This window comes from Microbulbifer sp. SE14 (genome assembly GCF_059834885.1).
The window spans coordinates 271,009-297,280 of the sequence record NZ_JCBAJA010000002.1 but is presented as its reverse complement, the minus strand read 5'-3'; the positions used below and the strand labels follow the sequence as shown (position 1 = coordinate 297,280).

The 26,272-nt window shown below is 61.3% G+C and carries 22 protein-coding genes and 1 CRISPR repeat array; of the genes, 13 read left to right on the top strand and 9 right to left on the bottom strand.

Annotated features, from left to right (window positions below):
• The first annotated feature begins 34 nt into the window (after positions 1–34).
• The 6 genes from cas5c to cas2 are packed head-to-tail and all read left to right on the top strand — an operon-like array spanning position 35 to position 5,288.
• Positions 35–709, top strand: coding sequence for a type I-C CRISPR-associated protein Cas5c (gene cas5c, locus AC6R19_RS02815; protein ID WP_500577963.1), 675 nt, complete (start codon positions 35–37; stop codon positions 707–709).
• Positions 706–2,493: a type I-C CRISPR-associated protein Cas8c/Csd1 gene (cas8c, locus tag AC6R19_RS02810; protein WP_500577962.1), complete on the top strand. Its 1,788-nt coding sequence runs from the start codon at positions 706–708 to the stop codon at positions 2,491–2,493. Before cas5c ends, cas8c begins: the two co-directional genes overlap by 4 nt.
• Positions 2,493–3,362 carry a type I-C CRISPR-associated protein Cas7/Csd2 gene (gene cas7c, locus AC6R19_RS02805; RefSeq protein WP_500577961.1) on the top strand — a complete coding sequence of 290 codons (870 nt, stop codon included), beginning with the start codon at positions 2,493–2,495 and terminating at the stop codon, positions 3,360–3,362. Before cas8c ends, cas7c begins: the two co-directional genes overlap by 1 nt.
• Before the next feature lie 9 nt (positions 3,363–3,371).
• Positions 3,372–3,980, top strand: coding sequence for a CRISPR-associated protein Cas4 (cas4, locus tag AC6R19_RS02800; RefSeq protein WP_500577960.1), 609 nt, complete (start codon positions 3,372–3,374; stop codon positions 3,978–3,980).
• Positions 3,977–4,993 (top strand): type I-C CRISPR-associated endonuclease Cas1c, encoded by a 1,017-nt coding sequence (cas1c, locus tag AC6R19_RS02795; protein WP_500577959.1) that lies wholly within the window; start codon positions 3,977–3,979, stop codon positions 4,991–4,993. The genes cas4 and cas1c overlap by 4 nt, the downstream gene beginning before the upstream one ends.
• A gap of 1 nt (position 4,994) precedes the next feature.
• Complete coding sequence (gene cas2 / locus AC6R19_RS02790) at positions 4,995–5,288, top strand: CRISPR-associated endonuclease Cas2 (RefSeq protein WP_500577958.1); 294 nt, start codon at positions 4,995–4,997, stop codon at positions 5,286–5,288.
• A gap of 176 nt (positions 5,289–5,464) precedes the next feature.
• A CRISPR array of direct repeats spans positions 5,465–8,951; the repeat unit is 32 nt; unit sequence GTCGCACCCCTCGCGGGTGCGTGGATAGAAAC.
• Positions 8,952–9,307: 356 nt separating this feature from the next.
• Here cas2 and AC6R19_RS02785 read toward each other — a convergent pair.
• Positions 9,308–9,595 carry a helix-turn-helix domain-containing protein gene (locus tag AC6R19_RS02785; RefSeq protein ID WP_500577957.1) on the bottom strand — a complete coding sequence of 96 codons (288 nt, stop codon included), beginning with the start codon at positions 9,593–9,595 and terminating at the stop codon, positions 9,308–9,310.
• A gap of 210 nt (positions 9,596–9,805) precedes the next feature.
• On the opposite strand from AC6R19_RS02785, the gene AC6R19_RS02780 reads away from it, so the two are divergent.
• Positions 9,806–10,096, top strand: a complete 291-nt coding sequence (locus AC6R19_RS02780) for a hypothetical protein (protein ID WP_500577956.1) — start codon at positions 9,806–9,808, stop codon at positions 10,094–10,096.
• Positions 10,097–10,280: 184 nt separating this feature from the next.
• On the opposite strand, the gene AC6R19_RS02775 is transcribed toward AC6R19_RS02780, so the two are convergent.
• Positions 10,281–11,942 carry a methyl-accepting chemotaxis protein gene (locus AC6R19_RS02775; protein WP_500577955.1) on the bottom strand — a complete coding sequence of 554 codons (1,662 nt, stop codon included), beginning with the start codon at positions 11,940–11,942 and terminating at the stop codon, positions 10,281–10,283.
• 192 nt (positions 11,943–12,134) lie between these two features.
• Between AC6R19_RS02775 and AC6R19_RS02770 the strand changes: the two genes are divergently transcribed.
• A complete protein-coding gene (locus AC6R19_RS02770) occupies positions 12,135–14,957 on the top strand; it encodes a hypothetical protein (protein WP_500577954.1) in 2,823 nt (940 codons plus the stop codon).
• Between the two features lie 159 nt (positions 14,958–15,116).
• Here the strand turns inward: AC6R19_RS02770 and AC6R19_RS02765 are convergent, their stop codons facing one another.
• Both AC6R19_RS02765 and AC6R19_RS02760 read right to left on the bottom strand, forming a co-directional pair.
• Entirely contained in the window at positions 15,117–16,271 is a 1,155-nt protein-coding gene (locus AC6R19_RS02765; RefSeq protein ID WP_500577953.1) for a lipase family protein, read from the bottom strand.
• A 152-nt stretch (positions 16,272–16,423) separates the two neighbouring features.
• Positions 16,424–17,131, bottom strand: coding sequence for a glutathione S-transferase family protein (locus tag AC6R19_RS02760; RefSeq protein ID WP_500577952.1), 708 nt, complete (start codon positions 17,129–17,131; stop codon positions 16,424–16,426).
• 119 nt (positions 17,132–17,250) lie between these two features.
• Between AC6R19_RS02760 and AC6R19_RS02755 the strand changes: the two genes are divergently transcribed.
• The 3 genes from AC6R19_RS02755 to AC6R19_RS02745 all read left to right on the top strand — a co-directional run bounded on the left by AC6R19_RS02755 (position 17,251) and on the right by AC6R19_RS02745 (position 19,451).
• Positions 17,251–18,141 carry a LysR substrate-binding domain-containing protein gene (locus AC6R19_RS02755; RefSeq protein ID WP_500577951.1) on the top strand — a complete coding sequence of 297 codons (891 nt, stop codon included), beginning with the start codon at positions 17,251–17,253 and terminating at the stop codon, positions 18,139–18,141.
• A 199-nt stretch (positions 18,142–18,340) separates the two neighbouring features.
• Entirely contained in the window at positions 18,341–19,219 is an 879-nt protein-coding gene (gene yghU / locus AC6R19_RS02750; protein ID WP_500577950.1) for a glutathione-dependent disulfide-bond oxidoreductase, read from the top strand.
• Positions 19,206–19,451: a hypothetical protein gene (locus AC6R19_RS02745; protein ID WP_500577949.1), complete on the top strand. Its 246-nt coding sequence runs from the start codon at positions 19,206–19,208 to the stop codon at positions 19,449–19,451. Before yghU ends, AC6R19_RS02745 begins: the two co-directional genes overlap by 14 nt.
• Here AC6R19_RS02745 and AC6R19_RS02740 read toward each other — a convergent pair.
• Complete coding sequence (locus AC6R19_RS02740) at positions 19,444–19,917, bottom strand: hypothetical protein (RefSeq protein WP_500577948.1); 474 nt, start codon at positions 19,915–19,917, stop codon at positions 19,444–19,446. The genes AC6R19_RS02745 and AC6R19_RS02740 overlap by 8 nt on opposite strands.
• Positions 19,918–19,943: 26 nt before the next feature.
• Positions 19,944–20,192 carry a hypothetical protein gene (locus AC6R19_RS02735; RefSeq protein ID WP_500577947.1) on the bottom strand — a complete coding sequence of 83 codons (249 nt, stop codon included), beginning with the start codon at positions 20,190–20,192 and terminating at the stop codon, positions 19,944–19,946.
• 208 nt (positions 20,193–20,400) lie between these two features.
• On the opposite strand from AC6R19_RS02735, the gene AC6R19_RS02730 reads away from it, so the two are divergent.
• Entirely contained in the window at positions 20,401–20,730 is a 330-nt protein-coding gene (locus tag AC6R19_RS02730; RefSeq protein WP_500577946.1) for a hypothetical protein, read from the top strand.
• 7 nt (positions 20,731–20,737) lie between these two features.
• Here AC6R19_RS02730 and AC6R19_RS02725 read toward each other — a convergent pair whose 3' ends face one another.
• The 3 genes from AC6R19_RS02725 to metG form a co-directional block, all read right to left on the bottom strand.
• Positions 20,738–21,688 (bottom strand): D-2-hydroxyacid dehydrogenase, encoded by a 951-nt coding sequence (locus tag AC6R19_RS02725; RefSeq protein ID WP_500577945.1) that lies wholly within the window; start codon positions 21,686–21,688, stop codon positions 20,738–20,740.
• A 203-nt stretch (positions 21,689–21,891) separates the two neighbouring features.
• Positions 21,892–22,608: a 2OG-Fe(II) oxygenase gene (locus tag AC6R19_RS02720; protein ID WP_500577944.1), complete on the bottom strand. Its 717-nt coding sequence runs from the start codon at positions 22,606–22,608 to the stop codon at positions 21,892–21,894.
• Positions 22,609–22,785: 177 nt separating this feature from the next.
• The gene (metG, locus tag AC6R19_RS02715) at positions 22,786–24,825 is read right to left on the bottom strand and encodes a methionine--tRNA ligase (protein WP_500577943.1); all 2,040 of its coding nucleotides are present in this window, start codon (positions 24,823–24,825) and stop codon (positions 22,786–22,788) included.
• A gap of 271 nt (positions 24,826–25,096) precedes the next feature.
• Here metG and apbC point away from each other — a divergent pair, with 271 nt between their 5' ends.
• Positions 25,097–26,251 carry an iron-sulfur cluster carrier protein ApbC gene (gene apbC, locus AC6R19_RS02710; protein ID WP_500577942.1) on the top strand — a complete coding sequence of 385 codons (1,155 nt, stop codon included), beginning with the start codon at positions 25,097–25,099 and terminating at the stop codon, positions 26,249–26,251.
• Positions 26,252–26,272: the final 21 nt, after the last annotated feature.

The following is a 26,272-nucleotide window of genomic DNA, read 5'->3' as shown; positions in this document are numbered from 1 at the left end:
TTGGCGGCGAGGATAGAGTCAGGGGAGAAAACGAATGGCATATGGAATAAGACTGATGGTCTGGGGAGAGCGCGCCTGCTTTACCAGGCCGGAAATGAAAGTAGAGAGGGTGAGTTATGACGTAATCACTCCCTCCGCGGCTCGCGGAATCCTGGAGGCCATTCACTGGAAACCGGCTATCCGCTGGGTAGTAGATCGGATACAGGTCCTCAAGCCTATCCGTTTCGAGTCCATCCGCCGCAACGAGGTGGGCAGCAAGATCAGTGCCCGCAACGTGAGTTCTGCCATGAATGCCGGCAGCACGGTCGGGCTGGTCAACTATGTGGACCAGGACCGGCAGCAGCGCGCAGCCACAGTGTTGCGCGATGTAGCCTATGTGATTGAAGCCCATTTCGAACTCACTGATAAAGCCGGCACAGATGATAGTGAGGGCAAGCACCTGGACATCTTCAACCGCCGCGCACGCAAAGGCCAATACTTCCACGCCCCTTGCCTGGGAGTGCGTGAGTTTCCGGCCGACTTCCGCCTCATGGAAGAAGGTGAGCCGGAACCGAATCCCGACGCATCTCTGGTCGGTGAACGCGATCTGGGCTGGATGTTGCACGATTTCGATTTTAAGAACGACTGCGAGCCGCGATTCTTTCGCGCCCTTATGCACGATGGTTTGATAGAGGTGCCGCAGTTTGCCAGTGAGGAGGTCAAGGCATGATCCTCTCTGCTCTGAACAACTACTACCAGCGCCTGGTAGAAAACCAGGAAGATGGCATAGCCCCCTTCGGGTACAGCCAGGGAAAAATCAGTTATGCGTTGATCTTGTCCGAGAATGGCAGCCTGGTGGATGTACAGGATATTCGCGATACCAGTGGCAAGAAACCGGCGCCGACAATGCTGACGGTGCCCCAGCCACCCAAGCGCTCTGCCAATATCGCCCCCTGCTTTTTGTGGGACAAGTCTTCGTATGTTTTGGGTGTTACCGCTGAGGAAGGAGAAAAAAAGCAGAAACGAGCAGTTGAGGCTCACAGAGCATTTAAGACTCTCCATCAGGAACTGTTGAAAGATTGCGAGAGCAAAACACTAAAGGCGCTACTGGCTTTCCTAGATTGGTGGAGGCCGGAAGAGTTCCGGGAGCTGTCCTTGTTTTCCGAGTCTATGTTAGATGCGAACTTCGTATTTCGATTGGATGGCAGGATGGAATACCTACATGAGTGCAGTGAAGCTCAGCTAATACGTCAGGAGATGCTACAACAGTCTGAGAGTGGTAGTGAGCTGTGCTTGATTACGGGAGAGAGGCTGCCCATCGCAAGAGTGCATGCGGATATAAAGGGTGTAAGGGGAGCTCAAGAGAAAGGGGCATCTATAGTCTCCTTTAATCTTCCAGCGTTTAAATCCTACGGCAAGTCTCAAGGAGAGAACGCGCCCGTATCTGAACCCGCTGCCTTTGCCTATACAACTGCACTTAACCATCTGCTCCGAAAAGGCAGCCGCCAACGGTTGCAACTGGGGGATACCACAGTGGTCTTCTGGGCCGAGGCGGGTTCCGCAGCGCAGGCCGAGACGGCCGAGGGGCTGTTTGCCGAACTGCTCAATCCGCCGGCAACGGATGCTTCCGAAACCGACAAACTGAGACCGGCGCTGGAGGCCGTTGCCAAGGGCAGGCCCCTGAGGGACCTCGATCCGGAGCTGGAAGACGATACAAAACTGCACGTGCTTGGTCTTGCTCCCAATGCCTCCCGCCTGTCGGTACGCTTCTGGGAGACCGGATCATTGCACAGCTTTGCCGAGCGTTTGGCGCAACACTACAGGGATTTGGAGTTGCAGCCGCTACCCTGGAGGACGGAGCCTTCCGTCTGGCGGTTGCTGTTGCAAACTGTGCCTCATCGGGAGGGCAGTCAGCCAAAATCCGATGATATTCCGCCGCAGCTCGCTGGCGAAATGACCAGAGCCATACTCACCGGCCGCCGCTATCCCGGCAGCCTGCTTTCCAACCTGATTATGCGTATGCGCGCCGACGGTGATATATCGCCGCTGCGCGTGGCCCTGTGCAAAGCCGTATTGGCCAGAGATGCGCGTATTGCCAATAAAGTCAAAGAAAAGGAGATCCCCATGAGTCTTGATACCGATAACGCCGAGCCCGGCTACTTGCTTGGGCGGCTGTTTGCTGCCTTGGAAAATATTCAACAGTCGGCGCTGGGCCGCGATATCAACGCCACTATCCGAGATCGTTATTACGGTGCCGCATCCGCTACGCCGGCCAGCATTTTCCCCGTGCTGGTGCGCAATGCTCAGCACCACCTCAGCCGCCTGCGTAAAGACAAGCTCGGAGCTGCGGTCAATCTGGAAAAGCAGATCAACGAGATAGTAGACAAGCTGCCCCCCAGCTTTCCCAAGAGCTTGCGTATTGAAGCCCAAGGTCGCTTCGCCATCGGCTACTACCACCAGAATAAGGCGCGCTTCGGCAGCCAGGAATCCAATACTGAGGAAGGAGAAAAGTAATGTCCGCCATCGCCAATCGCTACGAATTCGTGTATTTGTTCGACGTTACCAACGGCAACCCCAACGGTGACCCGGATGCTGGCAACCTGCCGCGCCTGGACCCCGAGACTAACCAAGGCCTTGTGACCGATGTCTGTCTCAAAAGAAAGATTCGCAACTACGTGAGTCTGGAAAAGGAGGGGGAGCCCGGTCACGGTATCTACATGCAGGAAAAATCCGTGCTGAACAACCAGCACAAGTTGGCCTATGAAGCGATCGATATAGAGCCGGTATCCAAGAAGCTACCGAAGGAAGAGGCCAAGGCCAGGGAACTGACTGCGTGGATGTGTAAAAACTTCTTCGATGTGCGCGCCTTCGGGGCTGTCATGACCACCGAAATCAATGCTGGCCAGGTGCGCGGACCAATTCAGATGGCCTTCGCCTCCTCCATCGATCCGGTGGTTCCCATGGAAGTTTCCATTACCCGTATGGCGGTGACCAACGAACGCGACCTGGAAAAAGAGCGAACTATGGGCCGCAAGCACATAGTCCCCTACGGCCTCTACCGCGCCCACGGCTATATTTCTGCCAAGCTGGCCGAACGCACCGGATTTTCCGAAGAAGACCTGGAGCTGCTCTGGCGCGCCCTGACCAATATGTTCGAGCACGACCGCTCCGCTGCGCGCGGCGAAATGGCGGCACGCAAACTGATCGTGTTCAAGCACGAGCATCCCATGGGCAATGCTCCGGCCCACAAGTTGTTTGAAACGGTCAAAGTCGAACGGATAGAGGGTTCGGACGACACTCCCGCCCGCGGATTCCAGGACTACCGCGTCACCGTAGATGCGGAATCTCTGCCTCAGGGAGTTTCCGTCGAGGAAAAGCTATAGGCGATCACAGTGGACGACTTACTGCCCATCTCCGCCTTGCAACACTACGCCTACTGCCCAAGGCAGTTCGCGCTGATCCATGTAGAGCGGGTATGGGCGGAAAACCGCTATACCGCAGAAGGGCGCATACTGCACGAGCGGGTGGATTCCGGGGCGGCCGAGCAGCGCAAGGATGTGCGCTTCGAGCGCAGCGTAATGCTGCGCTCGGAACAGCACCGCCTGAGCGGAAAGCTCGATCTGCTGGAGGTCCACGGCGGCGAGCGCTATATCCCAGTTGAGTACAAGCGTGGCAAGCCCAAGTTGCAGGACTGGGACCGCATTCAGGTATGTGCGCAGGCGCTGTGTCTCGAAGAAATGCGCTCCATCCGCGTGGAGGAGGGCGCTATCTGGTATTGGGAGGTGCGGCGGCGTGAAGCTGTTGCGCTAACCGAAGAGATCCGCGAGGCGACGCTTGCAGCCATCGAATCCTGCCTCGCCCTGATCGAACGGGGTGAAACCCCCAGGCCAGCAGTGGATGAAAGCCGCTGCAAAGCCTGTTCCCTGCGCGACCCGTGCCGGCCGGACCGGTTCCGCCGGGACAGTTCCGCCCGCTACACAAGGAAGCTGTTTGAACTGTGAAGAAGCTGCTCAATACCCTCTACATCACCCGCCAGGAAAGCTATCTGCACAAGGAGCGGGAAACCATCGTCATCAAGCAGGGCGATGAAAAGCTGGGCCAGTTTCCGGCTCTTTCTCTCGGCGGCATCCTGTGCTTCGGGCGGGTTTCCGTGTCGCCTTTCCTGATGGGGTACTGCGCGGAAAACGGCATCGGCATCGCCTTCTATACCGAATACGGTCGCTTCCTGGCTCGGGTACAGGGGCGCCAGACCGGCAATGTGCTGCTGCGCCGCACCCAGTATCGCTGGGCGGACAGTGGCGAACGCAGTACCGATGTCGCCCGGCTGATCGTTGCGGCTAAGATCGCCAACAGCCGCTCGGTGCTTCTGAGGGAACTCAGGAATCATGGTGACAACCCCGCTCTGAGCGATGCTGCCGACAGACTGGCGTCAAGCCTGCGGCGTGCCCGCACTGCCAAGTCTGTGGAAGAAGCGCGAGGCATTGAAGGCGACGCCGCCAGCAGTTATTTCTCCGTGTTCGATGAACTCCTGCGCGGCTCGGGATTTGCCTTCGGTGGCAGGATACGGCGGCCGCCCACGGACCCGGTTAACGCCCTGTTGTCCTTTGTTTATTCCCTGGTTACCCAGGAATGTGTATCGGCATTGCAGGGCGTAGGGTTAGATCCCTATGTAGGGTTCCTGCATAAAGACAGGCCGGGCCGGGCCAGTCTCGCCCTCGACCTCCTGGAAGAATTCCGGGCATCTTGGGCCGACCGCTTCGTACTCACCCTGGTCAACCGCCGTCAGGTACAGCCCGGAGATTTCGTAACGGAAGCCAGCGGCGCAGTGCGGCTGCAGGACGACGCCAGGAAAAAGTTACTGACGCTCTACCAGGAGCGCAAGCAGGTGGAACTGACGCATCCCTATTTACAGGAACAGCTGCCCATCGGTCTGCTGCCTCACAGCCAGGCGTTGCTGCTAGCCCGCCATCTGAGAGGGGATACCGAGTATTACACGCCCTATGTGGTGAAATAATATGCTGGTTCTCGTTACCTACGATGTCAGCGTAACTACGGCTGAGGGCCGTAGGCGCTTGAGGAACATCGCCAAGACCTGTCTGGACTACGGTGTCCGCGTTCAGAACTCCGTGTTTGAATGCGAGGTGGACCCGGCGCAGTTCGCTTTCCTCAAGGACCGGCTGCTGGAAACCTACGATCCCGATGAAGACAGCCTGAGGTTCTACTCTCTTGGCAAACGTGGGCGCCAGCGGGTTGAACACTTCGGAGCCAAGCCGGTTGAAGACCCCGTGCGTGATGCGCTCATTCTGTAGCCGCTAGCCTCTGGTTCTCACTGAATTCTGGGTAGGCTAGCGGCCCTCCAAGCTATTGAATTCCTTTGGGTTGTTTAATTTTTATGCGGATTCTATAGCTGAAGCTAGAGCTTTGGGTGAGAGTTAGCGGAAATCACAGATTTTTTCTTTGCTTTTTAACAACTTAGAATAGCGTGGTCGCACCCCTCGCGGGTGCGTGGATAGAAACCGCACCAGCCTTGAGCAGCGGCACCGGCGCCAAACGTCGCACCCCTCGCGGGTGCGTGGATAGAAACAACCTATGAGTGAGCAGCAACTGTTTACCGACCTGTCGCACCCCTCGCGGGTGCGTGGATAGAAACCATGGAATCATGGCTGGTGTGAATGCGCAGGGTGTGTCGCACCCCTCGCGGGTGCGTGGATAGAAACCTGGGCATCATTCTGAGCTGGGGCAAGGCCCGGGGGCGTCGCACCCCTCGCGGGTGCGTGGATAGAAACAACAAGGGCTCCGCCACCCTGCAGGTGTTCGACAGTCGCACCCCTCGCGGGTGCGTGGATAGAAACTCTTCACTCATGGGTGTCTCCTATTCAAACAGTGAGTCGCACCCCTCGCGGGTGCGTGGATAGAAACACTTGGCCCGGGACTGAAGAGAGTGAGCCCGCTTGTCGCACCCCTCGCGGGTGCGTGGATAGAAACAGCTCTTCGGGGACAAATGGTTGCACCAGGAGGGCGTCGCACCCCTCGCGGGTGCGTGGATAGAAACATGCGGCTATGACCACGAGGGCCAAAGCATTATCGTCGCACCCCTCGCGGGTGCGTGGATAGAAACCGCCTAGCGGTTGAGAGAATCAGTGGAGAGCCTCGTCGCACCCCTCGCGGGTGCGTGGATAGAAACTCGTATATCATTCCCCATTCTCCAGCCAATCATTGTCGCACCCCTCGCGGGTGCGTGGATAGAAACAGCATATCTACAGTCTGCTTCTGGGCCTGCAATAGTCGCACCCCTCGCGGGTGCGTGGATAGAAACAGGCATCGAGGATTGCATGGAGGCCATGCTCCAAGTCGCACCCCTCGCGGGTGCGTGGATAGAAACATGTCCCTCAGAGACTTTTCGTGGCCTGCGGCCTGGTCGCACCCCTCGCGGGTGCGTGGATAGAAACTCCAGCCTGTCTAGAGTGGCTGTTGCTCCATTATCGTCGCACCCCTCGCGGGTGCGTGGATAGAAACCGGTCTATCCAAACTTCGAGATCACAGACAATAAGTCGCACCCCTCGCGGGTGCGTGGATAGAAACACCAACAACAACCGCAACTACATCAACCTGAAGACGTCGCACCCCTCGCGGGTGCGTGGATAGAAACCTGCTATTTCAGCCTCAGATTCCGCAACTCTAGTGTCGCACCCCTCGCGGGTGCGTGGATAGAAACACGCCGCAGCCCCGCGCCCAGGCCATCACAGTCCCAGTCGCACCCCTCGCGGGTGCGTGGATAGAAACATATCTCGGTCAATGGGTAAGATCGGTGAATACAAGTCGCACCCCTCGCGGGTGCGTGGATAGAAACACTGAATAACGTTACCGTTGATTTTGGAGCCTTCGTCGCACCCCTCGCGGGTGCGTGGATAGAAACTATTGTAGGTGAGCTACAACGCCGTGGCGTCCTTGGTCGCACCCCTCGCGGGTGCGTGGATAGAAACAGGCAACAATACAAAACTTGTTGATGTGGTTGAAGTCGCACCCCTCGCGGGTGCGTGGATAGAAACCATAAAATTGCCATTGAGCCCCACCTTCGTCAGGGTCGCACCCCTCGCGGGTGCGTGGATAGAAACACGTCGAATACACTACACATTGGTACCCTTGTTTGTCGCACCCCTCGCGGGTGCGTGGATAGAAACCATGTGACTATGCGGCAGGTGGTGCAGAACCAGGTCGCACCCCTCGCGGGTGCGTGGATAGAAACATGGCATGCGGCCCCGCCGAAGCGGGGCTTATTGTGTCGCACCCCTCGCGGGTGCGTGGATAGAAACCGACAAACAGATTTGCCAGCCATTTGGTTTGGCGCGTCGCACCCCTCGCGGGTGCGTGGATAGAAACCCGGAACTGCGCCGGCGTGTAGTGCCGGACATGCGTCGCACCCCTCGCGGGTGCGTGGATAGAAACTGGCGGTCGTCAAGGCACCGGTCGAGGCGGCGAATGTCGCACCCCTCGCGGGTGCGTGGATAGAAACCACCAGGTCGTGCCAGACCGTGTCGAGGACGCCGGTCGCACCCCTCGCGGGTGCGTGGATAGAAACTCCACTATGGAGGGGTCTGCGGCCTCTATAAGCTGGTCGCACCCCTCGCGGGTGCGTGGATAGAAACCTTGATCGTCGGGCACTCGAAGAGAGAAACGCCCGTCGCACCCCTCGCGGGTGCGTGGATAGAAACTGGAGCGGGACTACTGGAAGAACTTTGAAGCCGCGTCGCACCCCTCGCGGGTGCGTGGATAGAAACACCACCCGCTCGCTGCCGCGCAAAATGAAATCGTGTCGCACCCCTCGCGGGTGCGTGGATAGAAACCGGCGCTCCTCAGCCATGCGGGCGGCCTCTGCTTGTCGCACCCCTCGCGGGTGCGTGGATAGAAACCCACCAGCCTCTGACGATCCCCGTCATATTTGACGTCGCACCCCTCGCGGGTGCGTGGATAGAAACTTCTACTTCAGCAAACAACCGCAGGAAATCTCGCGTCGCACCCCTCGCGGGTGCGTGGATAGAAACCCGTCAGCAGGTTCTCCGCCGCCTTGGCATAGAAGTCGCACCCCTCGCGGGTGCGTGGATAGAAACCGTTTGTTCCGTTATCGTTTATCCACCCATCATCGTCGCACCCCTCGCGGGTGCGTGGATAGAAACACGGCCGAGGCCGCCGCTTTGCTGGCGTCGGTGGCGTCGCACCCCTCGCGGGTGCGTGGATAGAAACAATAGTCAGTTGCTCGTCGCGGATCTGTAGCCACGTCGCACCCCTCGCGGGTGCGTGGATAGAAACATGCGACGGAAACCCAGCTGGCCGGCGGCGTTGACGTCGCACCCCTCGCGGGTGCGTGGATAGAAACCCGGTACCGGAGCTGCGCATGGCGGAGCGCCGCAGTCGCACCCCTCGCGGGTGCGTGGATAGAAACTCCGCAGGCCGGGCTCCATCCGCAACGCGTACATGTCGCACCCCTCGCGGGTGCGTGGATAGAAACTCGCGAAACACTACGGCGGTAACTACACCGGGCCGTCGCACCCCTCGCGGGTGCGTGGATAGAAACGACAGTATCACCCTGATATCGCCCTACGATCAGGTAGTCGCACCCCTCGCGGGTGCGTGGATAGAAACCGGTTTCTTTGACCGCGTGTTCGGCGCTATCGACGTCGCACCCCTCGCGGGTGCGTGGATAGAAACCTGGGTGATCGTCCTCACCGGTGTCCAGCTGCAGGTCGCACCCCTCGCGGGTGCGTGGATAGAAACATCTCTGGCATGAGGAACCCTCCTGGTTGGCGTTTCGCACCCCTCGCGGGTGCGTGGATAGAAACAGATCAGTGATTCAGGTAGAAGACATTGTGTAGGGCGTCGCACCCCTCGCGGGTGCGTGGATAGAAACCTGAGCCGCCTGTTCATCAAGGCCGCGCTCCTGACGTCGCACCCCTCGCGGGTGCGTGGATAGCAACACCGCGCGGAAGTCGTCGCTATCGGTCAGCAAGTTGGATAGAAACAGAACCAACATACAGGTGGGCGGCACCCGTCGGCGTGTCGCGCCCTTCGCTGGCGCGTGGATAGAAACCCCAAGACCGGCCGGAAGATCCAGGCGTTCAGCTCGTCGCGCCCTTCGCGGACGCATGGATAGAAACTTGGCCAAGCACTACGGCGGTAGCTACACCGGCCGCCGCGCCTTTCGTGGATGCGAGGGTAGAAACACACTGTAGAAATAGGTGTCGCGGTCATAGCATTCGTAGCGCCTTTCGTGAGCGCGTGGATAGAAAAACTGATGCAGTCAGGGAGAAAAACGTCGCATGTGAAGGCGATATCAGCTTGACAGCTGAAAATTTGGAGCGAATTCATTTTTGCACTTCCTGTGCGAGTTTAAAACGAATCTGAAAGCCTCTTCAGGATCTACGTTTATTGCCTCGCAATAAGTTATAAATTCGTACAGTTCAAATTTTCGGTCACCGGACTCCAATTTGCCGATTATGGAGTGATGAAGTCCAAGTATTTCTGACAGTGCTCTTTGCGATAGCCCAGACTTGCCCCTGGCGCGTTTCAACCATTCTCGGAGGCTGTCGTATTCGGGACTGTACAGGGATGAACCGAACATTTGCCTCGACAGTAGAGGCAGAATGTAATGTCTCAAAATTCGAGACGAGCGGGGCAAAGGTCGGGTCATCTGTGGGAGGTGTGAAGGCCGATTATTTATGGACCTGTTTGGGTAAGAAGGTGGGGACTTCCTTGCCTCGATATTGGAGGCAGTTGCAGGGTGATAGTAATTTCTGGGTAAATGTGAGTCGTATATTTTGCGAGGAGTTCAATGCCATCCATCTATCGACAAATCAATCAATTGCCCTACCCGCTGGACAGGATTCTCCAGGCTGCCCGCAGCCTGCTGGAAAAGGGCGCCGTCAGGGCTAGCACCACAGAACGGATCGCTGCCGCCTTTGTGCTGGAGCGCATGGAATACCTGCCGAGTGGGTGGGGTGCGATCGAGGCCTGGGAGCGGCTGGATATCGAATGGCAGTTTTACGTCAAGCACCTGCGGCAGGATTGCCGGCACCTGATCGAGGGGTTGAAAGCCAGCGCGGCAAGCCAGGAGAGGCGATAGCCTGCCGTTTTAAGGAACCCTCGATATATCTGGGTTCCGCTATATCGCCTGCCACTGCGGGGGGCGCGCCCTTCACGGGCGCGTGGATAGAAATCCCTTCACCGACGAAATCGAAACGGCTAAGGCGTGTCGCGTCCCGTCCAGCCCATTTCCTCGACGGCACGGGCGCGCCCCGGTACAGCGTTTAGACCAGACTGACCTCCGCCCCACCACTTTGTCTCGCACGGGAGAACACTGCCGCAGGCTGCTCTTCGTCTGTTCGCGCGATGGTTTGCTTGGCCTGGGCAAGGCCTTCTTCATCAATCTGGAAACGGGCTACGAGGCTCTGCAACTGCCGCGCCTGCTCCTCCAGCGACTGGGCCGCGGTGCTGGATTCCTGCACCAGTGAGGCATTCTGTTGGGTTACCGCATCGATCTGGGTGACCGCGGCCGTGACCTGGTTGATGCCGCTGATCTGCTCCCCGGTTGCCGTGGACACCTCGAGCATCAGCGTGGCCAGGTCGTTGATGGCCGATACCGCCTGGTCGATGGTCGCACCGCTGCGCTCGGCCTGCGCGGCGCAGCGGCTGATCATCTCCTGGGTTTCCTCCAGCATGGAGCGGATCTTGCCGGCGGATTCGGTGGCGCCGCTGGCCAGGCTGCGCACCTCTTCCGCCACCACGGCAAAACCCCGTCCCTGCTCCCCGGCCCTGGCTGCCTCCACGGAGGCGTTGAGGGCGAGGATGTTGGTCTGGAAGGCGATGCCGTCGATCACCTCGATGATGCCGTTCATTTCGCTGGAGCGCTGGGCGATTTCCTGCATCAGGCACACGCTGGTCTTCACTTCGTCTCCCCCGGCGCTGACGCTGGCGGAGGCGCTGCTGGCCAGGTCGCTGGCCTTCTGGGTAGTTTGGGTATTCTGCTGCGCGGTAGCGGAAAACTCCTCCATGCTCGCCGCCGTCTCCTGCAGTGCCGCGGCCTGCTGCTCGGTGCGCGTGGACAGCTCCTGCGCCCCCTCGGCCACCTCGTTGGCCCCGGTGTGTACCGAATCGCTGGCGCCGCGCAGGCTGAAAACCAGGCTGGTAAGGGAAACGCTCATCTCGCGCATCGCCGCCAGTAGCATGGCCGCCTCGTCGCGGCCGCTGACCGACATTTCCTGGCGCAGGTCGCCCTGGCTGATCCGCTCGGCGGCGTCCACGGCGCGCCGCAGCGGAATGGTGATGCTGCGGGTGATGGCGACGGAGAGTAGTGCCGCCAGTGCCAGCGCGACCAGCGCTACTGCCAGCAGCCAGAAGACCGCGCGCTCGAAGGATCGCGCCATGGCAGGCGTCACCTCGGCCATACCCGCGGTGGCCAGTTCGTTGATGGCTCCGGCGTGGGTTTCGAGACTGTAGATATTCTTCTTGTGCTCGGAGAAGGCCGCGTTGGCCGACTGGGGGCTTCTCAGTTCGCCGGAAACTATGCGCTCGTGGATACCGGTGAAGTCCGCCCGGTAGGCGGCCAGCGCCTGCCGCGCCTGCTGGTAGTGCTGCAGCAGGGTTTCGTCGGTAGTCAGCGAAAGGCCCGCCTGCAGGGTTCCTGCGAGCCGTTCGCTGGTCTTCTGCCAGCGCTGGAAATAGGAATGCACCTTGTCCTTCGATCTGATATTGATGAACACATCTTTCTCGTAGCGGCGCTCCTCCAGTGCCAGGATTTGTATCCTCTGCGCATTCAGCGCCAGGGCGGCGCTGACGTTGAGTGCCTCGTCAGAGGTGTCCTTGAATTTTGACAGGGAGTAGAGACCAACTCCCGTGGCCAGTGCCAGCAGCCCTGAGACAACGGCGAAGGCGAGTGCGAGCCGCGCCCCTATCCTGATGCGGTTTAACATTGTTCCCCTCTTGAATATATGCTGTATGTAAGCCGTTATATCGGCCGGGGCGGCAGATCCTTGAAACCCTGCGGTCGTTGCAGAAAGGGCTGGGAAGTTGTTCTATTGCAATGCTGGATTTTGTAACAACAGCCTCTTATTCTGCATATGCAGGAGTAAAAATAACCAATAACCAACCGCAAGGAGCGCTGTATGGAATTCCTATCCCGCCAATCCCTGGCTCGCCTCGGGCTCGATGATGATGTAGAACTGCTTGAAACCATTGCCAATCTCTCCCAACACTGGCCGCAGCTGCGCGGGGACACCTCCGCGGAGTCTGCGCTGGATTACCTGGCCACTCTCGAGGACCAACTGGAGCAGCAACGCCCGCTGCTGGAGAGTCTCGATATCAACCCGGATGCCTTGACACAATTGTCACGCAAGTTCCGCAAGGCCTATGCGGGTGAGGTGCCGGAACCACTGCGAAAGCTACTGCGCGAACTGGGTTCCTTTCGCGAACAGGAGAGTGATCGCGATCCGGGCCTGGTGCGCTGGAAGCTGTATGACGACCAGGAGGGCGGCGAGCTGCTGTCCGCGGATGCGTTGACCTTCTCCCTTAACAACGGCCTGGCGCAGATAGACCTGGAGGCCGGCGACCTGTCTCCGGAGATACTGGCGGAGGAGAACCTACTGCGCGTCGGTTTTGCCGGCCAGTTGAGCGGCGCCGCCGCGGCCAGTGGGAATGGCACGGCGATCGGCCTGGAGGCCGGCGCCGACGGGCGCCTGGATTACTGGTTTGCGGCCCCCGCGCAGGAACTCTTCGCCAGCGCCGCCGCCGACAGCCTGCGCAGGCTGCCGTCGCCCTTTTCACTGGCATCCATCGACGCTTCGGTGGAACACGGCTTCCGGGGGCTGCAGCTGACACTCGCGACTTCCAGCAAGGCATCGCTCAGTGTCGAGTACAGCCTCTTCAAGGGTGGCGACCTGATCGATACCAGTGCCGGCATCGACATCAGCGCCAGCTACGACGCGCGGCGGAATTTCGACCTCAGTGTCGGACGGGATCCCGAAGACGGCGGAAAAATGGCGGTGCAGATCCGGCGCAGTCGCGGCAGCGGGATCAACAGCACCGTCGGCCTGGGCGTGCAACTGGATATCGCCCGCGCCGTCGAGCAGGTACGGGAGGCGGTGATAGAGCCCCATCTGGGCAGGTACGAAAGTGTTTACGAGAAGTTCAAACCCTACCTGAGCCCCGGCACCCTGCTGGAAGAGAAGTGCAACGAGGAACTCTCGCGCGCGGCGGCGCGGCTGAGCGACGACGCCCATATCCAGGCTGCGCTGCGCCTGGCGCTTGGTCAGGAGGTGGATGCCAGAGAGCTGCAGCGGGATATCAGCGCGCGGCTGGTGAACTGGTTCAACAGCGGTGTCGGTGGTATCTACGACCGGGTGATTTCCGCCGGGCTGCTGCAGAGCGCCGCCGACAGGCTGAACGACAGCCTGCCGGCGGGGCTGCCGCAAGGCGTGCGCAGCAAAGTCGGCGAGGAGGTGCGCGAACTGATCCAGTCTCTGCAGGCAAAGTTGAAGGAGGAGGTGCAGCAGCGCGCGGATGCCGCCAGCGGCGAGCTTGTCGATGAACTCTCCGGACTGAACCGGCGCGTCTCCGACGCGATGGACAGCGTCAGCCAGTCCCTGGACAAGGCCTTCGAGGGCGCGCGTGAGGCGCTGGCGGAAATCGACGAGCGTATCCATTCGATCGTCACGAAGTTGGAGGAGGCCGCCGCGCGCAAGATCAAGCTGCGCATCCTGTCCGCGGAAAAGGTCCTGCGCGAGCGGGAGGTGTCCATGCAGCTGCGCATCGACAGGAGTAGCGCGCCTGCCGCGGAGATCTACCGCTCACTGGTAACTGGTAAACTGGATCTCCTCGAGGACCTGATGCAGGCGCGGGTGCCCGGTGTGGAAATCGTCTCCGGCAGCGCCAGCGAGCTGTTGGGGCGCAACTACACATCCGGGGTCGAGTTTTCCCTGCTCGGTATTTCCCTCGGGGCCTCGTCTATCGTCGACAGCAATGTGCAGATCCAGAAGGACTCCGCTGGCAATATCGCCATCCAGTCGCAGCTGGCGGCGACGCGGGTCCTCGACGGTATCCGCGAGATGCAATCGGTCGGTTTTGCCTCGCATCTGAGCCTGAGCCTGTTGAAGCGCAGCCGCAGCCTGCCACTCAACCTGACGGTCACCCAGGAGGACGAGCGGCTGGAGGCGAAGGAACTGGAAAAATTCCTCGGTGGGCTGACCGGCAGCGGCCTGCTGTCGCAGACAGCCGGGGATAATGCCCTGGCGCTCTACCGCCAGTGGCAGGGCGCGGGCAATCGGCATATCAACGCCCGCGTCCAGGTGCTGCTGCAGATAAGTGGCGACCACCTGGACAACCTGATCGACTACGCCGCCACTACCGGGGACGGGGAGAAGATTTCCGATGTGCTCGCGGCACTGCAGGAATACGATGTGTTCAGCGAGCGCGCCGTGGCCAGGGCCTGTGCCGATGTGCGCGGCTGTTCGAGAAGCTATCGGAAATACAAGGACCCAGTTTCGCTGTTCGAGGCGTTCAACGTGGGTATGCACAGGGATGACCGCCCGTTGAAGGGCCGCCGGGCATTTTTCGCCGCGCCCTTTGCCAAAACCGACGGCCACCCGCTCTGCAGCAGCGGGGACCGCAGCCTGGTCGATGCCCGCGCGATTCACTTTCAGGTCAAGTCCTGGGTGCTGCTGATGCGCGAGCTGCACACCATTTACGAGATGGAACCCGGCGCCGCGGATACGCAGCAGATGGAGCGGCACAACGAACTGATGGCCTTCTGCCTGCTCAAGTGGTTGAAGGCGAAGCAGTTCTTCCTCTTCCAGCCGGGCGACGAGGTGTCCGCGAAAACCATCGCCTTAATGGCGCTGCTGGCCCGGGCGGCGGGCCTGCCCGCGAGCCATCCGCTGACCATTGCCATGGAGCTGGTTGGCGAGGACGCGGAGCCGCAGTTGTTTTCCTAAACTGCGTGGGAGCCTGCCCCGGACTCGATCCGGGGGCCGGCTCCCACAGCGATCGTAGGGTGCGCCATGCGCACCGAAAGGTTTGAAGCCCTCGTCAGCCGTGGGCGGTGCGCACGGCGCACCCTACGGTTCAGGACAAATGGGTAATTTTCAGAGGCATCAGGCCTCGGTCTTCTCCGTTTCCTCTGCCCGCACAGCTTCCGTCGACGTGACGGCGGCCTCGATTGCTGCCGGGCTTCTCTCTGCCGGATCCCGCAACTCATCCAAGTTGCGCCGGAACATATGCGCCTGCAGCATATCGCTGTACAGCTGGATGGAGTGGAAGCCGGCGATCTGTTTGAAATTCGGGAAGCTGCCCAGCCAAGCGCGCCAGATGCAGTTGATGCGCCAGAAAATATTCACCGACTGGTCGACGCGCATATCCCTGAAGCCGATATCGTGCGTGTCGGGCAGGTTGGCGGCGTGCTTGATGAATACGCGAAAGCCGGTGTGGCAGTAGCCGAGAAACTTGCCCTGCAGCCAGCGGGCGATATGCAGGGTGCCGTTGATCGGGATCAGTCTCAGCAGGGCGAGAAAGCCGTTGAAGCCGTAGCCGAAGGGCACCATGGGCACCGGGTCGCCGCCGATCTCCAGGCGGTAGATGGGGGTCTTCACCTTGCTGAAATAGGGCCTGTCGCCGGTACGCGGCGAACCGTACACATAGGTGGCGCCGTGGCCCCTGGCATTCAGTTCGCGGGTGCAGATCAGGGCGAGGGCACCGCCAAGGCTGTGGCCGAAGGTGTACAGCGGGTGATCCCCGTGCCGGCTGAGATCCCGCTCCAGGTCCGCGCGGATATTCTCGAAGGCCTGCTTGAAACCCGCGTGCACGCGGCCCTGGCTGTCCGCGGGTACCAGGGTGAATTTCAGGTCGGTGGCGATATCCCAGGGATTCATCTCGGTGCCGCGGAAGCAGAGTATAAGCACCTTGCGCCCGGCGCCCTCCTCCATGCGGGCGAGAAAGGCCTGGGTCTCCGACTTGTCGTAAAAGGCGATGGGCTCGAAGCGGTTTTCCCGCAGGATTTGCCGGATACCGTCCGCCAGCTGGCAGTTGGCACTCTGCAGGTGATTGCTCCAGGCGCCCAGCAATTCCTTGCGCTCGGTGTCATTCTTCGCCTTGCCGAGTTTCTTCAGGATTTCGGTGAGACTGGCGTCCGGGGTGAAGGGTTCGTAGACGAGGCGCGAAAGCTCGGCGCCGATATAGGCCATGCGATCACTGTAGGCGGCGCGGCCGACGGGAATGCCGGGCAGGCGTTTCATACCTTCGAAATAAGACATTGCTGGTCCCTCAGGTCGTTTGGCTGTTCTTGTGTTCGCCCGGGTACCTCTGGGTGTGATTTGCGGCCGGTGCCGCAGCGGCAGTTTACTCCGGTGGAAGGGAATGGGGCCAGTGCCGCGAGCGCGCCCGCCCGATGGGCGGGCGCGACGGCTCATGCGACTTGCGTGAGCCGTGCAAGGGCCTGCTGAAGGGAGACTTCGCCGACAAAACCGCCGCTGCTGGCCGCGGGGCGCTGTAGCTCAATCGCGTGGGCAAAGATCACCCCGGGGTCGGTCTGCAGTTTTTCGTAGAGCCGCTGCAGGTTGGGGTAGTCGCGGTGATCGATCACCTGGTGGTACTCGTTCCAGCGGGCTATGCCGATAAAGTAGGCGTCGGCCAGGGTGCGGTGGTCGCCGAGCAGCCATTCTTTGTCGCCGAGCATGGTCTCCAAGGCGGAATGGGCTCTTTCCACCTGGCGGCGGCCGTAATCGGTGAGTATCTCCTTTTCGACACCTGCGGTACCGTATTTCACGGTTTCCCACAGAGGGGCGAAGGCGGTGAAGAAGGTGCCGTTCAGAAAGGCGAGCATCCGGTTGAGCCGGTCGAACTCCGGGGTGCCCTGGGCGAAGGCGAGTTTGCCGTCGATGCCCCGGGTGCCGATGTGGTTCAGGATCGCCGCGCTCTCGTTGAGCGAATCGCCGGCGGCGGTGATCAGTGCGGGTGTCTTGGCCTGCGGATTGATGCGCTTGAAGTCGCCGTTGGTGGCAATTTCATGCATATCGATGCGGCACAGGTGATAGGGTTCGGCCAGCCACTCGAGGGCGACGATGGAACCGAAAGAACAGCCCAAGGGCACGCCGTAGAAAAGGATGGGATTCATGGTGCTCTCCACTGGTTGGGTTTCGCTTGCTTGTGTGGAGGCACTATATGTTTATGGACTTTGCCCGAGTAGCCGGTAAAAATTGGTTGTAAAGTCCACGTATATGAACTTTGCAACCGATGCTGAACCTCAATGACCTGTTTTTCTTCGTGCGTGCGGTGGAGCACGGCGGTTTTGCCGCCGCCGCGCGCAGCCTGGGCATTCCCAAGTCGACCATCAGCAAGCGGATCGCGGAGCTGGAGGCGAACCTGGGCGCGCGGCTGATTCACCGCACGTCGCGTAGCTTTAAACTGACGGAGCTGGGGCGGGATTTCTTCGAGCACGCCCGGGCTGCGCTGATCGAGTCGGAGACCGCGGAGGCGCTGGTGCGCAGCCGTGCGGCCGAACCCGGTGGCACCGTGCGTATCAGTACATCGGTGCCGGTAGCGCAGGTGCACCTGGCCGCGCACCTGCCCGAGCTGGCACAGCGGTTTCCCAAACTGCACCTGCTGGTGGACGTCTCCGACCGTTACGTGGACTTGGTGCAGGAGGGGGTTGATATCGCCATCCGCAGCCACTTCGCACCGCTGCCGGATTCCGGTCTGGTGCAGCGCAAGATAGTGGAGGAGCCGATTATCCTGGTGGCCGCGCCGGCCTACCTGGACCGGTTGGGGCCGCTGGACACCCCGCGGGATCTGCAGCGGCACCACGGCTTGATCACCGGTCCCCACAATAGCACCTGGGAGTTGCGCGACAACGCGGGAAAGAAGGTGGGAGTGACGCCGTTGCCGCGGATGACCGCCAACGAATCGGCGGTGCTGGCGGCTTCCGCGGCGGCGGGACTGGGCGTCACCTGCCTGCCGGAGATGTTGTGCCGGGCCGAGCTGGAATCCGGGCAACTGGTCAGGGTGCTACCGGGCTGGAGCTGTGGCAGCGTGACCACCACCATCTTGATGCCGCACAGGCGCGGCCTCCTGCCCGGGGTGCGCGCCGTGGTGGAGTTCCTGGTGGAAAAACTGGGGCCGCAGTGACCCCAGGGTTGCTTGTCCAACGATTGTGCGTCGGTCACTTCGTTGGCTATAACAAACCTTTAATTCAAATTTCCCGGGTGGGTTGCGGCAGTTCACGGCAATCTTCCGCCAGCTTCGGGCAATGACGGCGGCCGGCCATTCGCGATAACCTGCGCGGCCTGGATTACCGGGGCGGGAAGCCCCACAGCGGAGTCAATTTATGTCGGACAGCAGTTACACACCGCCCAGAGTCTGGAAATGGGATTCGGAGAGCGGCGGCCAGTTCGCCAGTATCAATCGCCCCATTGCCGGCCCCACTCATGAAAAAACGCTGCCGGTGGGCGAGCACCCGCTACAGCTCTATTCGCTGGTCACGCCCAATGGCGTCAAGGTGACCATCATGCTGGAGGAGCTGCTGGCGCTGGGGCATGAGGGCGCCGAGTACGACGCGCACCTGATCGAGATCACCGACGGAGACCAGTTCGGCAGCGGCTTTGTCGAAATCAATCCCAACTCGAAGATCCCGGCAATGGTGGACCGGAGCATGCACCCGCCGATCCGCGTGTTCGAGTCCGGCTCCATCCTGCTCTACCTGGCGGAAAAGTTCAGTGCTTTCCTGCCGCACACCCCGGCCCAGCGCACCGAGTGCCTCAACTGGCTCTTCTGGCAGATGGGCAGCGCGCCCTTTCTCGGCGGCGGCTTCGGCCACTTCTATGCCTATGCGCCGGAGAAGTACGAATACCCGATCAATCGCTACGCGATGGAGGTGAAGCGCCAGCTGGATGTGCTGGACCGGCAGCTGGGTGATCATCCCTATGTGGCCGGGCGCGAGTATACCATTGCGGATATGGCGATCTGGCCCTGGTACGGCGCCCTGGTCAAGAACAAGGTCTACGACGCCGCCGAGTTTCTCGAGGCGCACACCTATAGGAACGTCATTCGCTGGGCCGAAGAGATAGCCCGGCGGCCGGCAGTGCAGCGTGGCCGCATGGTCAACCGCACCTGGGGGGATCCGGGTTCGCAGCTGCACGAGCGCCACGACGCCAGTGATTTCGAGACTCGCACCCAGGACAAGATCGGAGGTGATGCGAAACCGTAAAGGATCACAGCGGCCACCATCGGCGGACAAGGCGGAAGGCGCGGGATGGTGTTGGCAAAGGAACAAGCCGCTCTACGAGGAATCCGCCGATAAATCCCAGGCCGATCGCAAGCGGGAGCGGAACCCTGCGCACCTGCTGGCGAATATCGTCTCTCTGCCGGTCCAGCAGTATAAAAGCGCAGCGACGCTGCTTTTCCATTTCCCGGCTGCAGCACTGGATACGCTTATTTAAATGTCTCAAAGACATCGCTAATTGCCTCTTTTGCCTGCCGCCTGGTTTCGCTGAATCCCAGCATGGCACTCAGCTTCCGTTGGTACAGGAGAATGCCCGCCAGGATGAAAACCTGCGCCAGCACGAAGACGGCAAAGCCCACGTATATGGATTGTGAGTAGTAGTAGCCGATCAGGCCGGCGCCTCCACAGAGGCTAAGCACCAGCGCCAGAGCCAGTGGCAAAAGCAGCAGCTGCAGCGCGATGATCCGCTTGCCGGCCGCAAGGGTGCGGCTGAATTCCAGCCGCACCAGCGATTGCAGGTTCACGAGCCATGCGGACAGCAGCGTCAAGGTGGCTTCGGAGTGGGCCAATGCCTTTTCTTCATTTCCCGTTTCATTTTCCGGAGGCGGCGTAGAGCGATCCCGGCTGCGCTGGTGCGCAGCCGGCGTCTCATCGGAGGGGTGAGACTTTGGTTCCTGTGCCATTCAGCAGGCTCCTCGCAGAGGTGCCCTTATCTCTTGAACAGTTTCGCAATCACCCAGCCCGCGGCAAAGGCACAGCCGACGCTGAGGACAGGGTGCGACTTGATAGAGGCTTCCGCTCTTTTTTCAAGATCTGTAGCGCGCCGTCTACTGGTGTTGAGGGTAGAGGTTGCGCGCGCTCTCAGGTCTCCCGCCGTTTGTGTCGCCGCCTCGCCGGCGAGCTGGTAGGCCTGGGTCAACTTTTCCCGACTGGAGTTGGGGGCTTTTGCGGTTGCCATGAGACTCTCCTTTACACTGGGGGTCAAGGTGTCTGGTATCTTAGAGTCGCCGCTGTCAAAAACCACGAATGATCGGAAAAGAGACCAATCCTCTCTCATCTTATGCCGGCTGCCGATCCCGCGGCCGCCACCTTATATTGCGACTGAATGTCCGTTGGCGAAGCGGGACAAGGGGTTCCGAACGAATGGCGGGCACTGCGGAGGCATTATGTCGAGTCTTAGAGTTTTCTTCGCAACGCTGGCCAGCCTGTGCGCCTGCGCTGCCGTGGCGCAGGATCGCTATGTGTGCAACCTGGGGAACAGCGAGCGGATCATCCAGGTGATCTACGCGAGCCCGCCCAGCAGGATCCCCTGCGAGGTGAGCTATACCAAGTCGGAGGGCGTGCAGACGCTCTGGCGCTCGCAGCATGAAGTCGGCTACTGCGAGGCGCGGGCGCGGGAGTTGGTCGAGAAACAGGTGGCCTGGGGTTGGCACTGTTCGGAGCCTTTGGCCGCACCCGCGGAGACCGAAGCCGCAGAAGACGGGCGGGAGCCGTAGGCCCCGGTTACCGCGAGGCGCGCCACTCGCGAATATTTTCCACCACGCCGTCCAGTAGTCGCTGGCGGCTCTCGCGGCTGATCCAGGCGTTGTGCGGGGTGATGATCAGGTTGGGAATACCCTTCGCCAGCAGCGGGTGATCCGCCGGCGGCGGTTCCTCACTCAATACATCCAGTGCCGCGCCCCCCAGGTGGCCGCTTTTCAACGCAGCTGCCAGCGCGGTTTCATCGACCAGGCCGCCGCGGGCGGTGTTTACCAGGAAGGCGCCGGCCTTCATCGCGGCGAGAAACTCTTTGTCCACCAGCCGGTCTGTCTGCTCGGTCAGTGGGCAGTGCAGGCTGATTACATCGGACTCGGCCAGCAGCTGTCGCAACGGGATGCGGCCTTGCTGTTGGTGGCTCCCCTGTTTTTGTGGAGAGAAAGACTCCGCCACCAGGACATTCATATCCAGTGCGCGCCCCAGTTCGGCAACCCTCCGCCCCAGGTCACCGTAGCCGATGATGCCGAGATTCCTGCCGGCCAGCTCCACTACCGGGTGGTCCAGCAGGCAGAAGATCGGCGACCGGGTCCAGCGGCCGGACAGGACATCGTTGTGGTAATCGTGCCAGCGGGTAGCCAGCGCCAATATCAGGGCCAGGGTGTGTTGCGGTACGGAGGCGCCGGCATAGCCCCGCACATTGCGCACGGGGATATTGCATTCCTTCGCCGCATCCAGGTCGATATTGTTGGTGCCGGTGGCGCAGACGCAGATGAGTTTCAGCTTGGGGGCATTTTCGATAACGGCGCGGTCGAGGACCACCTTGTTGCTGATGACCACCTCGGCGTCCGCGATACGCGCGGCGGTCTCTTCCGGCGCGGTGGTCTCGTGGAAGTCCCAGTGGTCGAGGGCGTCTTCCAGGGCGGAGGTGTCCAGCTCCTCCAGTTTCATGGTGAGTGTGTCGAGAAATACACCGCGCATTTATTCAAGTCCTTCAGCAGTAAGGGGAAACCTGTAGGAGCCTGCTGTGACCGCCATGGATGGCGGAGTGCCGCCCCGCGGAAATGCAGATTTTGCAGGAGCAAAAATCTGCCAGGCGAAAAGAAGTGTGCTTCGTGGCCGATCCGCCTGCAAGCAGGCTCCTACAGGGAGGCATCGTACAAAAGAAAGTAGTGAAAACAAGGTCAGGTGGCATCGTGGAAGATAATGCCGGCGGTCAGCCGCCGGCCGCTGTGCAGGCGGCTGACCCCGTGGCGCATGTTGACCCGGTAGTAGCCGCGGCTGCCCTGCTGCGGGCGCTGGTGCACGGCGAAGATCACAGCGCTGCCCTTGTGCAGCGGCACCACCTGGGCGCGGGACTGCATGCGCGGGCGCTGTTCCGTGAGCACGAACTCACCGCCGCTGAAATCCACTCCGGGTTCGGAGAGCAGCAGGGCGACCTGCAGCGGGAACACCTGCTCGCCGTATAAATCCTGGTGCAGGCAGTTGAAGTCGCCCTCGCCGTACTGCAGCAACAGCGGCGTGGGGCGGGTCTGGCCGGCGCGGTGGCAGTGTTCCAGGTAGTCGCTGTGTTCTTCCGGGTAGCGGCTTTCTACGCCCAGGCACTGGTTCCAGCGGTTGGCGACGGCGGCCAGGGGCCGGTAGAGGGCGCTGCGCAGTTCGGTGACCAGTTGAGGCAGGGGGTAGGCGAAGTATTTGTACTCGCCAAGGCCGAAGTTGTGGTTGGCCATCACTATGCGGCTGCGGAAATGTTCGTCCTGAGGGTAGAGGGCGGCCAGGCTGTCGCATTCCGTGGCGGTGAGCAGTCGGTCGAGCAGGGCCCAGCCGTCGCTGTCCAGGTCGGCGGCGACCCGCGACCAGTCGATACGGGCGATGCGTCGTTGCAGCGTGGCGGTTTTCATCGGGCTGTCTCCGGGCGATTGGTGCCGCGCAGAGTAGGATAGCCTGGGAGTGGTTGCCGGCCGGTTTCGGAAGTGGTTTTAAGTGGGGCGGGTGTGGTGATATTTCGCCGCACCGGCGCAGGCCGGTGCCCAGGTAGGCCTGGATGCCGGTCTGCGCCGGCATGACGAGGAAAAACCTTACATCACCCGCATGCCGGGCTGGGCGCCCTCGTGGGGCTCAAGGAGCCACAGCTCCCTGCCACCGGGGCCGGCGGCAAGGACCATGCCCTCGCTGATGCCGAAACGCATCTTGCGCGGCGCCAGATTGGCGACCATGACGGTGAGCTTGCCCTCCAGGTCCTCCGGCTTGTAGGCGCTCTTGATACCGGAGAAGACCTGGCGGGTCTCGCCGCCCAGGTCCAGGGTCAGCTTCAGCAGCTTGCCGGCGCCCTCGACGTGTTCCGCCCTGGCGATCAGCGCGATGCGCAGATCCACCTTGGCGAAGTCGTCGAACTGGATTTCCGGTGCAATCGGTTCGTCGGCCAGGGGACCGCTTGCCGGTTTGGATTCCGCCTGCAATTGCGCCAGGGATTCCCTCGCCGCTTCCATCACCGCGTCCACCTGGGTCTTCTCCACCCGCTGCAGCAGCGGGGTGAATTTTTCGATCCTGTGGCCCGCCAGCGGTGTGGTGGCTGCATTCCAGTCCAGCTCGCAATTCAGGAACTGGGCCGCCTTCTGCGCGGTGTTCGGCAGCACCGGCGCCAGCCAGGTGATCAGGGCGCGGAACATGTTGACGCCCTGGGAACAGATGGCCAGCACTTCCGCCTCCTTGCCTTCCTCCTTGGCCAGGGACCAGGGCGCCTTGTCGGCAATCCAGGCGTTGGCGACGTCGGCGAGGCCCATGATGTCGCGCATGGCGCGGGCGTATTCGCGGCTCTCGTAATAGTCGGCGATGCGCGGCGCCGCCTCGACGAACTGGTTCCAGAGTTTTTCGTCGGCGAGTTCACCGGCCAGCTCGCCGCCGGACTTGCTGACGAACTTGGCGGTGCGCGAGGCGATATTGACCACCTTGCCCACCAGGTCCGAATTGACCCTGGCGATAAAGTCGTCCAGGTTCAGGTCCAGGTCGTCGACGCCGGATGTGAGCTTGGCGGCGAAGTAGTAGCGCAGGTACTCGGGATTCAGGTGATCCAGGTAGTTGCGCGCATTGATAAAGGTGCCGCGGGACTTGGACATCTTCTTGCCGTTGACGGTCAGGAATCCGTGCACGCACACCTTGGTGGGGGTGCGGAAATCCGCGGAGTCCAGCATCGCCGGCCAGAAGAGGGCGTGGAAGTTGACTATGTCCTTGCCGATAAAGTGATACACCTCGGCATCGCTGTCCTTTTTCCAGTAGTCCTGCCAGTCGAGGCCGTTTTTGTCGCAGTAGTTCTTCAGGCTGGCCATATAGCCGATGGGCGCATCCAGCCACACGTAAAAGAACTTGCCCGGCGCGTCGGGAATCTCGAAGCCGAAGTAGGGCGCATCGCGGGAGATATCCCACTCCTGCAGGCCCTCTTCCAGCCATTCCGACAGCTTGTTGGCCACTTCGTCCTGCAGGGTGCCGGAGCGGGTCCAGTCACGCAGGAATTCGGTGAAGGCGGGCAGGGTGAAGAAGAAGTGCTCCGACTCCTTCTCGATGGGCGCAACGCCGGAGATGGCGGACACCGGGTCTATCAGCTCGGTGGGGCTGTAGGTGGCCCCGCAGGCCTCGCAGTTGTCGCCGTACTGGTCCGGGGTGCTGCAACGTGGGCAGGTGCCCTTGATATAGCGGTCGGCCAGGAACAGCTGCTTTTCCGGATCGAAGGCCTGGGTGATGGTGCGCGAGGCGATATGGCCGTTGTCGGACAGGCGCCGGTAGATCATCGCCGACAGCTCGCGGTTCTCCTCAGAGTGGGTGGAGTGGTAGTTGTCCACGCCGATCAGGAAGTCGGCGAAGTCGCGCTCGTGCTCCGCCTGCATATTGGCGATGTGTTGTTCCGGTGTCAGGCCCAGCTGTTCGGCCTTCAGCATGATGGCGGTGCCGTGGGCGTCGTCGGCGCACATGTACAGGCAGTCGTGGCCGCGCGCGCGCTGGAAGCGCGCCCAGATGTCGGTCTGGATATATTCGAGCACATGGCCCAGGTGCAGGGAGCCATTGGCGTAGGGGAGTGCGCTGGTTACCAGGATTTTTCTCGCTGTGGGGCGCGATTGCGGCATGGGGGATTCCGTGTGCTTTTGGTCGGTGGAAAGGGCGGGGAATATAGCAGATTTGGAGTGCTGTCGGGAGTTTGGGGGTTCGTTCACCCCTCTCCCCCGGTCCCACTGACTCGCGCCATCCCTGGCGCTTGCCCGCTGCGCAGGCGCCTTCGGCGTCCAAATTTGATCCTGTCAAATTTGTCCCCGGGAGAGGAGCGCTCGGTCGGCTGGCTTTGGGCGTCGGCTTCCGGGACAATGCCGCCCAACATGCATTCGCCAAGAGGGACGAAAAGTGAGCGACCACCAGCACGACCATCACCTTGAAGACGTGCCCGAGGAAGTACAGGCCGAACTGGAGCGCCTGGCGGAGTGCCTGGGGCAGCTGCACGATCCGGCCACCGGCCTGCCGCTGGACGAGCTGGACGCGGAGATAGAGGTCGGCTTCGACGAGGGCACCGTGTTTGTCGGTATCACCCTCGGCTATCCCTGCGCCAGCCAGGAGGACAGCTGGAGCGGGCGGGTGCACGAGGCCTGCCTGCCGACACTGAAGGGCGGCCCCCTGGGCGATGCGCAGCTGCAGTTCGAGCTGTTCAGCGAGATTCCGGCGACGCCGGCGGCCGATGTGCCCGAGCCGCTGCAGGGGGTGAAGAACATAGTCGCGGTCGCGTCCGGCAAGGGCGGCGTGGGCAAGTCCACCACGGCGGTGAACCTGGCCCTGGCCCTGGCGGCCGAGGGCGCTAGCGTCGGTCTGCTGGATGCGGATATCTACGGCCCCAGCCTGCCCACGATGCTCGGCACCGAGGGCGCGCGCCCGCAGGTCAAGGAGCAGAAATTCTTCCTGCCGGTGGAGGCGCAGGGCCTGAAGACCATGTCCCTGGGCTACCTGATGACCGAGGAGACCCCGGCGGTATGGCGCGGCCCAATGGCCAGTGGCGCCTTGAACCAGATCCTGACGCAGACGCTCTGGTGTGAAGAGGGGGGCGAACTGGACTACCTGATCGTGGACATGCCCCCGGGCACTGGCGATATCCAGCTGACCCTGGCACAGAAAGCTGCCCTCGCCGGCGCGGTGATAGTGACCACTCCCCAGGATCTGGCGTTGAAGGACGCGATCAAGGGCGTGGAGATGTTCCGCAAGGTATCGGTGCCGGTACTGGGCATCGTGGAGAATATGTCCCTGCACACCTGCTCCAACTGCGGCCACAGCGAGCCGATCTTTGGCAGCGGCGGCGGTGAGCGCATCGCCGCGGATTACGGCACGCAGCTACTCGGCCAGTTGCCCCTGGATATGGCGATCCGCGAGGACGCCGACAGCGGCCTGCCCAGTGTGGCGGCGGATCCGCAGGGGGAGATCGCCGGTCGCTACCGTGAGATAGGCCGCCGCGCCGCGGCGCAAATCTGGCTCAGCGCCGGCGAGGAGGCACTGCCGGAAATCGAAGTTACCTGAGATCGGAAACAGGTCACAAAC

Bases quoted from the DNA above. Each gene is read 5' to 3' on its own strand.
- cas5c (WP_500577963.1), top strand. From the start codon at position 35: ATGGCATATGGAATAAGACTGATGGTCTGGGGAGAGCGCGCCTGCTTT.
- cas8c (WP_500577962.1), top strand. From the start codon at position 706: ATGATCCTCTCTGCTCTGAACAACTACTACCAGCGCCTGGTAGAAAAC.
- cas7c (WP_500577961.1), top strand. From the start codon at position 2,493: ATGTCCGCCATCGCCAATCGCTACGAATTCGTGTATTTGTTCGACGTT.
- cas2 (WP_500577958.1), top strand. From the start codon at position 4,995: ATGCTGGTTCTCGTTACCTACGATGTCAGCGTAACTACGGCTGAGGGC.
- AC6R19_RS02785 (WP_500577957.1), bottom strand. From the start codon at position 9,595: ATGTTCGGTTCATCCCTGTACAGTCCCGAATACGACAGCCTCCGAGAA.
- AC6R19_RS02780 (WP_500577956.1), top strand. From the start codon at position 9,806: ATGCCATCCATCTATCGACAAATCAATCAATTGCCCTACCCGCTGGAC.
- AC6R19_RS02775 (WP_500577955.1), bottom strand. From the start codon at position 11,942: ATGTTAAACCGCATCAGGATAGGGGCGCGGCTCGCACTCGCCTTCGCC.
- AC6R19_RS02770 (WP_500577954.1), top strand. From the start codon at position 12,135: ATGGAATTCCTATCCCGCCAATCCCTGGCTCGCCTCGGGCTCGATGAT.
- AC6R19_RS02765 (WP_500577953.1), bottom strand. From the start codon at position 16,271: ATGTCTTATTTCGAAGGTATGAAACGCCTGCCCGGCATTCCCGTCGGC.
- AC6R19_RS02760 (WP_500577952.1), bottom strand. From the start codon at position 17,131: ATGAATCCCATCCTTTTCTACGGCGTGCCCTTGGGCTGTTCTTTCGGT.
- AC6R19_RS02755 (WP_500577951.1), top strand. From the start codon at position 17,251: ATGCTGAACCTCAATGACCTGTTTTTCTTCGTGCGTGCGGTGGAGCAC.
- yghU (WP_500577950.1), top strand. From the start codon at position 18,341: ATGTCGGACAGCAGTTACACACCGCCCAGAGTCTGGAAATGGGATTCG.
- AC6R19_RS02745 (WP_500577949.1), top strand. From the start codon at position 19,206: ATGCGAAACCGTAAAGGATCACAGCGGCCACCATCGGCGGACAAGGCG.
- AC6R19_RS02740 (WP_500577948.1), bottom strand. From the start codon at position 19,917: ATGGCACAGGAACCAAAGTCTCACCCCTCCGATGAGACGCCGGCTGCG.
- AC6R19_RS02735 (WP_500577947.1), bottom strand. From the start codon at position 20,192: ATGGCAACCGCAAAAGCCCCCAACTCCAGTCGGGAAAAGTTGACCCAG.
- AC6R19_RS02730 (WP_500577946.1), top strand. From the start codon at position 20,401: ATGTCGAGTCTTAGAGTTTTCTTCGCAACGCTGGCCAGCCTGTGCGCC.
- AC6R19_RS02725 (WP_500577945.1), bottom strand. From the start codon at position 21,688: ATGCGCGGTGTATTTCTCGACACACTCACCATGAAACTGGAGGAGCTG.
- AC6R19_RS02720 (WP_500577944.1), bottom strand. From the start codon at position 22,608: ATGAAAACCGCCACGCTGCAACGACGCATCGCCCGTATCGACTGGTCG.
- metG (WP_500577943.1), bottom strand. From the start codon at position 24,825: ATGCCGCAATCGCGCCCCACAGCGAGAAAAATCCTGGTAACCAGCGCA.